The sequence below is a fragment of the Cupriavidus sp. 05N40 genome, assembly GCF_056397305.1.
The window spans coordinates 56135-68442 of sequence record NZ_JBFTND010000087.1; the positions used below are offsets into that span (position 1 = coordinate 56135).

9 protein-coding genes are annotated in these 12308 nt (G+C 65.9%); 2 read left to right on the plus strand and 7 right to left on the minus strand.

The genetic code is table 11. The annotated features are described in order from the left end of the window. Positions 1-701 precede the first annotated feature (701 nt). The 7 genes from AC1DO7_RS20815 to AC1DO7_RS20845 form a co-directional block, all read right to left on the minus strand. Positions 702-1952 carry a phenylacetate--CoA ligase family protein gene (locus AC1DO7_RS20815; protein ID WP_441650155.1) on the minus strand — a complete coding sequence of 417 codons (1251 nt, stop codon included), beginning with the start codon at positions 1950-1952 and terminating at the stop codon, positions 702-704. A gap of 164 nt (positions 1953-2116) precedes the next feature. Beyond that, positions 2117-2932, minus strand: coding sequence for an ABC transporter ATP-binding protein (locus AC1DO7_RS20820; RefSeq protein WP_441617648.1), 816 nt, complete (start codon positions 2930-2932; stop codon positions 2117-2119). Between the two features lie 132 nt (positions 2933-3064). Then, positions 3065-4399 carry an ABC transporter substrate-binding protein gene (locus AC1DO7_RS20825; protein ID WP_441617646.1) on the minus strand — a complete coding sequence of 445 codons (1335 nt, stop codon included), beginning with the start codon at positions 4397-4399 and terminating at the stop codon, positions 3065-3067. Between the two features lie 85 nt (positions 4400-4484). Further along, positions 4485-5561 (minus strand): branched-chain amino acid ABC transporter permease, encoded by a 1077-nt coding sequence (locus AC1DO7_RS20830; protein ID WP_441617644.1) that lies wholly within the window; start codon positions 5559-5561, stop codon positions 4485-4487. A gap of 29 nt (positions 5562-5590) precedes the next feature. Next, complete coding sequence (locus tag AC1DO7_RS20835) at positions 5591-6505, minus strand: branched-chain amino acid ABC transporter permease (protein ID WP_441617642.1); 915 nt, start codon at positions 6503-6505, stop codon at positions 5591-5593. Positions 6506-6564: 59 nt separating this feature from the next. Then, complete coding sequence (locus tag AC1DO7_RS20840; RefSeq protein ID WP_441617640.1) at positions 6565-7476, minus strand: ABC transporter ATP-binding protein; 912 nt, start codon at positions 7474-7476, stop codon at positions 6565-6567. A 14-nt stretch (positions 7477-7490) separates the two neighbouring features. Next, a complete protein-coding gene (locus AC1DO7_RS20845) occupies positions 7491-9458 on the minus strand; it encodes an AMP-dependent synthetase/ligase (protein ID WP_441617638.1) in 1968 nt (655 codons plus the stop codon). Positions 9459-9703: 245 nt separating this feature from the next. On the opposite strand from AC1DO7_RS20845, the gene AC1DO7_RS20850 reads away from it, so the two are divergent. Both AC1DO7_RS20850 and AC1DO7_RS20855 read left to right on the plus strand, forming a co-directional pair. Next, complete coding sequence (locus AC1DO7_RS20850) at positions 9704-10372, plus strand: Crp/Fnr family transcriptional regulator (protein ID WP_441617636.1); 669 nt, start codon at positions 9704-9706, stop codon at positions 10370-10372. A 689-nt stretch (positions 10373-11061) separates the two neighbouring features. Then, positions 11062-12207 (plus strand): efflux RND transporter periplasmic adaptor subunit, encoded by a 1146-nt coding sequence (locus AC1DO7_RS20855; protein ID WP_441617634.1) that lies wholly within the window; start codon positions 11062-11064, stop codon positions 12205-12207. Positions 12208-12308: the final 101 nt, after the last annotated feature.

The following is a 12308-nucleotide window of genomic DNA, read 5'->3' on the forward strand; positions in this document are numbered from 1 at the left end:
CCATGCTGGATGTGGCCGTTTCACATTACGGCTCCATGATGGCTTAGGCCCAGGCCATTCGGGCATCTGCCGTTACCGGCTCGGGCGGCCACGATATAGCATTCTCGTGTTTTCGTGGTGGGCGTGGTGGACCGGGGCGCGGGTGTGCTGGGTTACTTCTCAAGCCGGTGCCCTTGGGCAGGGACCTGTCAGGAGCCACCGGGCACCGAGCTCAAATAGGGGCCACCGTGCCCACCACGAAACCAGCGCCATTCCTATGCCGCACCCATCCACCCCGGTCGCGGCAGCAGCCTGAACCACCTGGGCTTTCGCCATCATGCAGCGCCACCACGAATCGGACACCACCCGCGATGCCGCAGGCGAGCAAACCGGTAGCGCCAGCAGCCCCATCGAAGCCAACGCGCCCACCACGAAACCACCACCACCCATAAAGTCTGAGCGCCCAGCCTTCTGCAAGAATCGCTTTCTTTTGGTTACTTTTCTTTTCGAGAAAAGAAAAGTGACACTTACATGTGCCCGAACGGGCTACCAAGCCCGCGCCGCTAGGCCCACAGAGACAGGCGCACTTGCATACACCTGAAGGACTCAAAAGGCCCGGGCCGCCAGGCCCACAGAGGCAGGCGCACTTGCATGCGCCTCAATGACCCAAAAGGCCCAGCCACAGACACAGGCGCCCTCTCATCCCCAGCCCCCCCCCCCTTTCACTCATAACTCCTAGCATCCTCAATCACCCTCCCATCCTGCGGCAACGACCCCGCAGCGACAAAACGCACCTCCCCACGCAAGCGCAACACCTCCCGCACCGATTCCCCGATCGCGCGGGCCAGGTTTTCATCATCCCCCGCGGCATCGCAATGCAAGGTCATCACATCGGCCCCCACGCGCCCCGTGACCACGAGGCGCGCCGCGCGCACCTCGGGATGCCGCCGCATGACTTCCCCCACCTGCCCGGGATGCACGAACATCCCCTTGACCTTGGTGGTCTGGTCGGCCCGGCCAAGCCATCCCTTGAGCCGCAGGTTGGTGCGCCCGCACGGGCTGGCGCGCTCGCCGGAGCCGGCCACGAAGGCGGAGAGATCGCCGGTGCCGAAGCGGATCAGCGGATAGTCGCCATTGCCGAGCACGGTGACCACCACCTCGCCGACCTCGCCTTCGCGCATCGGCTGCGTGCCACCGGGTTCGACGATTTCCACCAGCACGCCTTCGTCCACCACCCAGCCGTCGCCGCCTTCGGTTTCGTAGGCGATCAGCCCCACGTCCGCGCTGCCGTACATCTGCTGCACGCGGATGCCGCGCTCGCCGAACCACGCACGCAGCGACGGCGGCAGCGCTTCGCCCGATACCAGCGCCTTGCGCAGGCCGGTGCACGGCAAGCCCAGTTCGTCGCCCTTCTCCAGCAGGATGCGCAGGAACGACGGCGTGCCGGCGTAGGCCGCCGGCTGCAGGCTGGCCAGCGCCTGCACCTGCGACTCGGTCTGCCCCACGCCTGCCGGGAACACGCAGCAGCCCAGCCGGTGCGCGCCCGACTCCATCATCATGCCGGCCGGCGTGAAGTGATAGGAATACGTGTTGTAGACCAGGTCCCCGGCGCGAAAGCCCGCGGCGAACATCGCGCGCGCAATGCGCCACCAGTCCGCGCCGTGGCCGTCCGGCTCATTGATCGGGCCGGGCGACTGGAAGATATGCCGCAGGCCGCCCAGCGGCGTGGCGTTGAGCCCGCCCAGCGGCGGCATCGCGCGCTGCCGCTGCGTCAGCTCCGACTTGCGCGTCACCGGCAGCGCCGCCAGCGCGGCGCGCGAGTCCAGCGCACGCGGGTCCACCTCGCGCAGCAGTTCCGCGAAGTACGGCGCATGCGCCTTGGCATGGGCTACCTGGCGCGACAAGTCCGCCAGCAGGGCCTGCGCGCGTACGTCCGGCGCGCGCGTTTCCAGCGAATCGAAGTGTTCAGACATGGTTTGGCTTGGGGTCGCGTGTGAATAGGCGGCTAACACTGTGAAAAAAGAAATCTGCCCAGCCCGGGAAATCGCCCCGGGAAAGGCCTAGGGCTCGGGGCGCGGGGCTCCCAACAAGCAGCTCGCGGCGCATCCGAGGCGCACGGCAGATCCATGAGCCCGTCTCAGGCGAGCCAGCGCTTGCGCCTGCGATAGCTTTTGACATCGCGGAAGGAGCTGCGCCCGCCGCCCTCGCCATCGTTCGCGGCCACGCCGAGGTAGAACTCCTTCACGTCCTCGTTGGAGCGCAGCGCTTCGGCCTCGCCATCCATCACCACGCGGCCGTTCTCGAGGATGTAGCCATAGTCGGCGTAGCGCAGTGCCACCATGGTGTTCTGCTCGGCGAGCAGGAAGCTGACCTTCTCGCGCTGGTTGAGGTCGCGCACGATCTCGAAGATCTCTTCGACGATTTGCGGCGCCAGACCCATGGAGGGTTCGTCGAGCAGGATCATGCTCGGCTTGGCCATCATGGCCCGGCCGATCGCGCACATCTGCTGCTCGCCACCGGAGGTGTAGCCCGCCTGCGATTTGCGGCGCGTCTTCAGGCGCGGGAAATAGGCGTAGATGCGCTCCAGCGCGTCGCGCGTCTCGGCGCGCGACAGCCCGCGCGTGTAGGCGCCGGTGAGCAGGTTCTCCTCCAGCGTCAGGTGGGCGAAGCAGTGGCGCCCTTCCATCACCTGGATCACGCCGCGCTTGACCAGTTCGTTGGGGGTGAGGCGGTCCACGCGGTCGCCGCGGTATTCGATCGAGCCCTTGGTGACGTCGCCGCGCTCCGCGTGCAGCAGGTTGGAGATGGCCTTGAGCGTGGTGGTCTTGCCCGCGCCGTTGGCGCCCAGCAGCGCCACGATCCGGCCTTCCGGCACATCGAGCGAAACGCCCTTGAGCACCAGGATGACGTGGTCGTAGATGACTTCGATGTTGTTGACGGACAAGAGGGTCATGGTACGGCTCGGTGGGTGTGTTCCTGACTTGCGTTGCTTGTTTCGCTTGGTTCGCTTGCTTCGCTTGTTTGCGGCTCCCCCCTCCCGCCTGCGGGAAAGGGGGAGCCGACAGGCAACATGCCTGTCAGCCGCTCAAGACTTCATGCAGGCCGGCGCAATCCCCTTCTCCTTCGCATACTGCGCCGCGGTCGCCTTGAACAGCGGGTGGATCAGGTTCTTGTTGCCTTCGATCCAGTCGGACACCACGGTCCACTTGGTGCCGTCCCATTGCTGGATCTTCACCTTGCCGGAGCCTTCGTGGTTGTCGCAGCTGGTCTTGATCTCGGGCAGCAGGCCGGTGGCGCCGAGCTGCTGGAGGCGCGCGTTGGTGAGATTGAGGTTCTCGAAGGCCCAGCGCATGTCCTCGCCGCTCATGACCTTGCCCTTGCCGAACTTGCCCTGCGCCACGCGGATGGCTTCCACGGTCACCACCGCAGCGGAGACGCCGCGGTTGTAAAGCACCGAGCCGACCTTGTTGCGGTCCTGCATATTGCCCTTGCCGGCGCCGTACACGACCTTGTCGATGTCAGCGATCAGCGGCACGTTCTTGCCGGCCACATTCCAGGTAGCGCTCATATAGCCCTTGGCGGCGTCGCCGGCGGGCACCGTGTCTTCCTCGGAGCCGGCCCACCAGGAGCCGATTATCTTGTCACGCGCGAAGCCCACCTTCTGCGCGGCCTTGAGCGCGGTCTGGTTCATCACGCCCCAGCCCCAGAAGATCACGTAGTCCGGGTTCTCCTGGCGGATCTTCAGCCACTGAGCGCCCTGCTCGTTGCCGGGGTGCGCCACCGGGATCTCGACCAGGTTGAACTTGCCGAGCTTGGCTTCGGCTTCCAGCGCCACGATGGGCTCCTTGCCGTAGGCTGAGTCGTGATACAGGTAGACGATCTTCTTGCCGGCCAGCGAGCCGCCGTTCTTGCCCGCCAGGAACTTGACGATGGCCGAGACCTGCATCTGGTAGGTGGTGACCAGCGGGAAGGCATAGGGGAAGACCGAGCCGTCCACCGCATCGGTGCGGCCGTAGCCCATCATCACCAGCGGCACCTTGTCGGCCGAGGTCTTGTCCACCAGCGCGTAGGAAATCCCGGTGGACATGGTGTGGTAGGCCGTGCCCTTGCTGGCCGCGCTCTTGGCCTTCAGGCGCTCGTAGCACTCCACGCCCTTGGCGTTGTTGTACTCGGTCTCGCACTCTTCCCACGAGAGCTTGACGCCATTGATGCCGCCGTCCTTCAGGTTGACGTAGTTCAGGTAATCGATGAAACCGCCGTAAAAGGACTGCCCGTTGGCGCCGTACGGCCCCACGCGGTAGCTGGGCAGCGCCACGAACTGCTCGCCGCTCTGGGCCTGCGCGGCCAGCGGTGCCAGCAGCGCGGCCGACGCACTCACCGCGAGCGCGATGCGCTGCAGATTGCGAATCAGGATGGTCATGACAGTCTCCTTCACCTTGAAAGGTGTGTGTTTGTTATGGAATACCCGTTCTGCTTGGTCCGACCTCGAAAGCTTGCTCCGTTGTTCAATGCGGAAACGGCCACAGGCGCAGCTTCTCCTTGGCGATCTGCCACAGCCGCGCCAGGCCGTGCGGCTCCACTACCAGGAAAAAGATGATTAGCGCGCCGAACACCATCAGCTGGATATGCGACACCGCCGCGTTGGTGAACGGCAGGTGCAGCAGCGCGGCCAGCGGCGGCAGCAGGTTGTCCAGGAAGATCGGCAGCAGCAGGATGAACGCCGCGCCGAGGAAGGAGCCCAGGATGCTGCCCACGCCGCCGATGATGATCATGAACAGCACGCGGAACGACAGGTCCAGCGAGAAGCCGTCCGGCTCCACCGAGCCGAGGTAGCAGAACGCGTAGAGCGCGCCGGCCACGCCGCAGTAGAACGAGCTGACGGCGAAGGCCAGCAGCTTGGTGCGCATCAGCGGGATGCCGATGACTTCCGCCGCCACGTCCATGTCGCGCACCGACATCCATGCACGCCCGGTGCTGGATCGCACAAGGTTCTTGGCCACCACCGCCAGCACCGTCACCAGCGCCAGCACGAACAGGTATTTCTTCACCGGCGTGTCGATGGCGATGCCGAACAGCGCGAGCTTCTGCGCGGTGATCACGCCGGAGGAGCTGTTGTTGGAGAACCAGGGGAACTTGGTCAGCGCCCACACCACGAAGAACTGCGCCGCCAGCGTGGCCACGGCGAGGTAGAAGCCCTTGATGCGCAGCGACGGCAGGCCGAACGCCACGCCCACCACCGCGGCGGACAAGCCGGCCAGGATGAAGGTCAGCAAGACCGGCAGGCCCTCGATGCGCAACTGGAAGTTGTACGCGGCATAGGCGCCCACCGCCATGAAGGCAGCGGTGCCGAGCGAGAGCTGGCCGGCGTAGCCGGTGAGGATGTTCAGGCCGAGTGCCGCCAGCGCGAAGATCAGGAACGGGATCAGGATGGCGGAGAACCAGTATTCCGATGCGGTGAACGGAATCGCCACGAAGGCCACCGCCATCAGCACCGCAACGCCGATGCGATCCTGGCGGATGGGGAATACCTGGCTGTCGGCCACATAGCTGGTCTTGAACTGGCCGGCTTCACGATAGAACATGGGGTTGTCTCCTGTTGGGGCCGTGCCGCTCAGACGCGGTCGATATGTTTCTCGCCGAACAATCCTTCCGGCCTGACGAGGAGAAACAGCAGCGCGAATACGTATGGGAACCACCCTTCGATGCCGCCGAAGTTGCCGCCAAAGGCGGACTGGAACACCGGGGGGATATAGATCTCGGCCAGCTTCTCCGACGCGCCGATGATGAGCCCGCCGACGATGGCGCCCGGCACCGAGGTGAAGCCGCCCAGGATCAGCACCGGCAGCGCCTTGAGCGCGGTCAGTGTCAGCGCGAACTGCACGCCATTGCGCGAGCCCCACAACATGCCCGCCACCAGCGCGACGAAACCCGCCACGCCCCACACGATGGCCCAGATATGCTGCAGCGGAATGCCCAGCGACAACGCCGCCTGGTGATCGTCCGCCACCGCGCGCAGCGCGCGGCCCACCTTGGTGAACTGGAAGAACAGCGCCAGCGCACCCACCAGGATGCCGGCGATGGCGGCTGCCGCCAGGTCGAACTTGGACAGCACGATATTGAAGCGCGTCAGGATGGCCTCGATCGGCTCGTCGACGATGCCGAGGTTGATCGGGCGCACTTCGTTGCCGAACAGCAGCGGCCCCAGCCCCTCGAGGAAGAAGGACAGCCCGATGGTGGCCATGAACAGCGTGATGGGCGGCTGGTTGACCAGCTTGCGCAGCACCAGCCGCTCGGTGCTGATGCCGACCACCAGCATCACGCCGAACGCGCCGATCACCGCGGCCCACATCGGCAGGCCCTTGTCCATCAGCCCCACCACGGCCAGCGCGGCGAAATAGACCATCGCACCTTGGGCGAAGTTGAATACGCCCGACGCCTTGTAGATCAGCACGAAGCCCAGCGCCACCAGCGAATACATCAGTCCCGACAGCAGGCCGCCGATCAGGATCTCGAAGAAGAACGTCATGGTGTTCCTTGTTCCCTGTTTTCTGCTTCTTGTGTCTTGCCGTACCGCGCGGTGCGTGCTCAGTGGCCGGCGCCGAGGTAGGCCCGGATCACGTCCGGATTGGCCTTGACCGCGTCGGGGGTGCCGTCGCCGATCTTCTTGCCGTAGTCGAGCACCACCACGCGGTCGGAGATATCCATCACCACGCCCATGTCATGCTCGATCAGCACGATGGTGGTGCCGAACTGGTGGTTCACGTCCAGGATGAAGCGGCACATGTCCTGCTTCTCTTCCACGTTCATGCCCGCCATGGGTTCGTCGAGCAGCAGCATGGAAGGCTCGGCCGCCAGCGCGCGCGCCAGCTCCACGCGCTTTTGCAGGCCGTAGGGCAGGCGTCCCACCGGCGTCTTGCGGATGGCCTGGATTTCCAGGAAGTCGATCACTTCCTCGACCTTGCGGCGATGCTGCATTTCCTCGTTGCGCGCCGGCCCCCACCACAGCGCGTTGGCCAGCAGGCCGCTGCGGAATTTGGTGTTGCGCCCGGTCATGATGTTGTCGAGCACGGTCATGCCCTTGAACAGCGCGATGTTCTGGAAGGTGCGCGCGATGCCCTGGCGCGCGGCCTCGGTGGGATGCATCTTGCGGCGTTCCTCGCCGCGGAACACGATGCGGCCCTGCTGCGGGTGATAGACCCCGTTGATGACGTTGAGCATGGAACTCTTGCCCGCGCCGTTGGGGCCGATGATGGCGCGGATCTCATGCTCGCGCACATCGAACGAGATATCCGTGAGCGCCTTCACGCCGCCGAACGACAGCGAGATATGCTGCAGGTCCAGGATCACCTCGCCGGCGTGCCGCTCCTGCGCCTGCGCGGCCGCGGCCTGCGCACTGTCCTGCGGCAGTTCCGCCTCGGTCGCCACCGCGGACGCGCCGCTCCATGCGGGCTGGCCATCGCCGCCGCGCGCTACGCCTTGCCATGCCATCTGCGTCATCCTCCCGCCCCCGCTCATGCCGCGCGCGCCGCGCCGGCGGCGGGCGGAAAGCGCTTCACGTCAACCAGCTTCAAGGTGGCCGAGACGCTGCCTTCGCGCCCGTCCTCGAACTTCACGCGCGTCTCGATGAACTGTTCCGCCTTGCCCGCGAACAGCGCGTCGACCAGCACCGCGTACTTGTCGGCGATAAAGCCGCGCCGCACCTTGCGCGTGCGCGTCAGTTCGTCGTCGTCGGGGTCCAGCTCCTTGTGCAGGATCAGGAAGCGCGCGACCTGCGAGCCGGCCAGCATGGCGTCCGCAGCCAGGTCCGCGTTCACCTGCGCCACGCACTCGCCGATCATCTCGATCACTTCCGGCCGCCCGGCCAGGTCGATATAGCCCGCGTACGGCAGGTGGCGCCGCTCGGCCCAGTTGCCCACCGCGTCGAAATCGATGTTGACGAAGGCGCAGACATTGTCGCGGCCCGTGCCGAAGGCCACGGCTTCCTTGATGTAGGGGAAGAACTTGAGCTTGTTCTCGATGTACTTGGGCGCGAACATCGAGCCGTCGGCGAGCTTGCCCACGTCCTTGGCGCGGTCGATGATCTTGAGGTGGCCGTCGGCATCGATCACGCCGGCGTCGCCGGTCATGAAATAGCCTTCGTCGTTGATGGCCTCGCGGGTGGCGTCGTCGCGCTTGTAGTAGGACTTGAGCAGGCCCACGCCGCGCACCAGCACCTCGCCGTTGTCGGCGATGCGGATCTCCATGCCCGGCGCGGCCGGCCCCACGGAGTCGAACTTGACCTTGCCGTCGGGCTGCAGGCAGACATAGGCGCAGGTCTCGGTCTGGCCGTAGAACTGCTTGAGGTTGACGCCGATGGAGCGGTAGAAGCGGAACAGGTCCGGCCCGATGGCCTCGCCGGCGGTATAGCCCACGCGGATACGGCTCATGCCAAGCACATTGCGCAGCGGCCCGTAGATCAGCACCTCGCCCGCCAGGTAGCGCAGGCGGTCGGCCAGCGGCACCGGGCGCCCGTCCAGCATGTCCGTGCCGCAGCGGCGCGCCACGTTCATGGCCCAGTGGAACAAGCGGCGCTTGAGCCAGCCCGCGTCTTCCATGCGGATCATCACCTGCGTGAGCAGGTTCTCGTAGATGCGCGGCGGCGCGAAGTAATAGGTGGGGCCGATCTCGCGCAGGTCGGTCATCACGGTATCGCGCGACTCCGGGCAATTCACCGTGAAGCCTGCCACCAGGGCTTGCGCGTACGAGAACAGGTTGTCGCCGACCCATGCCATCGGCAGGTAGGACAGCACATCGTCGCCGGCCACCAGCCCGTCGAACGCGCAACCGTTGCGCGCCGCGCCGATCAGGCCGCGGTGCGAGTGGCACACGCCCTTCGGCTTGCCGGTGGTGCCGGAGGTGTAGAGGATGATGGCGGTGTCGTCGGGCGAGCCCGCCTCGACGGCGGCATCGAAGTAGCCTGGGTTGGCGCGGTCGAACTCGCGGCCGATTTCCTGCAGGCGCTGGTACGACATCAGCGCCGGATGATCGTAGCCGCGCAGCCCGCGCGGGTCTTCATAGATGACGTGGCGCACGGTGCGGCCCTGCTCCGCGAGCTGGGCCTGCACCTCGAGCAGCTTGTCCACCTGCTCCTGGTCTTCGACGATGGCGAAATCGATCTCGGCGTCGTTGAGCACATAGACCATCTCGCCGCCGATGGCGTCCTGGTACAGCGGCACCGGCACGCCGCCGAGCGCCTGCGCGGCGCTCATGGCCCAGTACAGGCGCGGGCGGTTGTCGCCGACCACTGCCAGGTTCATGCCGCGCGTAAAGCCCAGCGCTGCCATGCCGCAGGCCAGCGCGCGCACCTCCTGCGCGGCCTGCGCCCAGTTGTAGGTCTGCCAGATTCCGAGATCCTTCTCGCGGTAAGCCGGGCTTCCGGGCCGCTGCTGGGCATGCGCCAGCAGCAGGCGCGGGAAGGTCGTCGCCGACGGTTCCTGCATCGCTGTCTCCTGTCCCTCGGTGGCGGGGATCCGCCACCGGTGTCAAGCCTGCATCCGCTGGTTATACTTGGCCAGTTTTGCCCGGCGACGCAAACATGCGTTCGCCGCAGCGCATCAAGCCCGCCGCGCCTTTCCTGGCGCGCACTCGCGGTTCGTGGTGATCGTAAGATAGTTCATGCCATTTCCCCCGGTTGTCACGCCGGTGACAATTCGGGGTTAATCCCTACGGGAAGGGTTTTCAGCTAATGCTTAACGATTTTGTGGATCGCTGCGTATGGGCAGCCGATCTCAGTCCCGAGCAACGCGACCGTGTGCGCCGCGCCATGTGTGTGCGCGAATATAGCCAGGGCGACTACGTCTGCCACAAGGGCGACGTGGCCGAGCACTGGATGGGCGTGCTCGAGGGGATCGTGAAGATCACCACCGTCTCGCCCTCGGGCAAGTCGGTCACCTTCACCGGCGTGCCCACCGGTGGCTGGTTCGGCGAAGGGGCCGTGCTCAAGCGCGAGATCCGCAAGTACGACGTGATGGCGCTGCGCCGCTCGCGCATTGCCTTCCTTCCACTCGACACCTTCCAGTGGCTGCTCGATACCAGCCTGCCGTTCACGCGCTTCTTGCTCACGCAGTTCAACGAGCGGCTCGGGCAGTTCATCGCGGCGGTGGAATACGAGCGCCTGCTCGACATCGATTCGCGCGTGGCGCGCGCGGTGTCTTCGCTGTTCAACGAACATCTGTACCCCGGGCTGGGCACCACGCTCGAGATTTCGCAGGAAGAGATCGGCTTGCTGGCGGGCATATCGCGGCAGCGGGCCAACCAGGCGCTGAAGGTGCTGGAGCAGCAGGGCCTGGTGAAAGTGGACTACGGGGTGATCGAGGTACTCGACCTAGACGGCTTGCGGCAGTATGGGGAGTGAATGAAGCGGGAATGGCTGCGAGCGGGACGGGCATGTTTCCCGGCGATGCACACGATGCACACGATCCACACGATCCACACGATGCGCACGATGCGCACTTCGGGCCTTCCGCTCCGCCCCCTGCGGTGCGCACCGGTCACCACCGCGGGTTGCCGACCTCGGGGGTCAAAGCCTTTGATGCAGATATTGAAATTAATTGAAGCTGCCTGCGCCGGCGGCGTGATTGAAGGCCCGGCCGCACCGGCAAGCTGCAAAATGCGGCAAAACCGCACCTGAATCGTGCCGTCCGGGCTGCCTGATCAGGCACCTGGGACCGGTCGCAGGCGAAATCTGCGGCATCTTGCCGCAGGTCGTCCCGGTTTGTTACGGGCCATTAATCGTTTGAAATATTCCGGCAAGACAATCCCCGGGAAAACCCTCGATAGGCGGGATAGAATCGCCTACCTGTACATCGGTAGGCAAGCGTCAGGCCAGCCCTGGCAACAGCCGGGGCGGCATATTCCTTGCTGGATTCGCCGGGGACCGGCGCAGTCCCGAGGGCACCTGGCGTCCGGGCCGCCCACGCCGCCGCGCGCCGGCGGCGCACGCAATTTACCGTGCCGGCTTACCGCTGCGACCGCATCACGGACTGTCGCGGCGGCGCACGGCCGTCATGGTTCCGCAGTCTTTCAATCTTCTAGGAAATCGCAATGCAACGATCGCGCACCATGCGTGCTTTGATTCCGGGCGTGCTGGGGATTGCCCTGGCGACGCTCGCCGGATGCGGCAAAAAGGAACAAGCCGGGACCCCGCCGCCGCCGCAGGTGGGCGTGGTGACGCTGGCACCGGAATCGGTCATGGTCAATTCCGAACTGCCGGGCCGGACTTCGGCCTACCTGGTCGCCGAAGTGCGGCCGCAGGTCGACGGCATCATCCAGCGCCGCCTGTTCAAGGAAGGCAGCGACGTCAAGCAGGGGCAGCAGCTGTACCAGATCGATCCTTCGACCTACGAGGCCACCTACAAGAGCGCGCAGGCCACGCTGGAATCGACCCGGCTGCTGGCGGAGCGCTATGGCAAGCTGGTCGCCGACGAAGCGGTCAGCAAGCAGGCCGCGGCCGAAGCCAGGGCGTCCTTCCTGCAGGCGCAGGCGGCGGTCCAGCGTGCCGAGATCAACCTGCGCTACACCAAGGTCCTGTCGCCGATCTCCGGGCGCATCGGGCGCTCCAACGTCACCGAGGGCGCGCTCGCGGTCAATGGCCAGGCAACCGCGCTGGCGACGGTCCAGCAGATCGACCCGATCTATGTCGACGTGACCCAGCCGTCGGCCACGCTGCTGCGCCTGCGCCGCGAACTGGCCGACGGCAAGCTCGAGGGCGCGGGCTCGAACGCGGCCAGGGTAAGCCTGAAGCTCGAGGACGGTACCGCGTACCCGGAAAGCGGCAGGCTTGAATTCTCCGAGGTGTCGGTCGACCAGGGCACCGGCTCGGTGACGCTGCGCGCGGTGTTCCCGAACCCGAACCATGTGCTGCTGCCGGGCATGTTCGTCCATGCGCGCCTGAGCGAAGGCGTCAAGGCCAACGCGATCCTGGCGCCGCAGGTCGGCGTGACGCGCGACCTGAAGGGCCAGGCCACCGCGCTGGTCGTGAACGCGAAGGATGAGGTCGAACTGCGCCCGCTCACGACCGACCGCGCGGTCGGCGACAAGTGGCTCGTGACCAGTGGCCTCAATGCCGGCGACCGCCTCATCGTCGACGGCCTGCAGTTCGTCCGCCCGGGCGCGAAGGTCAGGCCCGTGCCGGCAGCCACGACGGCCGCCGGCGGGGCATCGGACGCCGCCGCGCGGGCCAAGTCCTGATACCGCACGCAGGGTAAGGAACAAGGGATAAGGATCCTCCATGTCTAATTTCTTCATCGATCGCCCGATCTTCGCCTGGGTGATCGCGCTGGTCATCATGC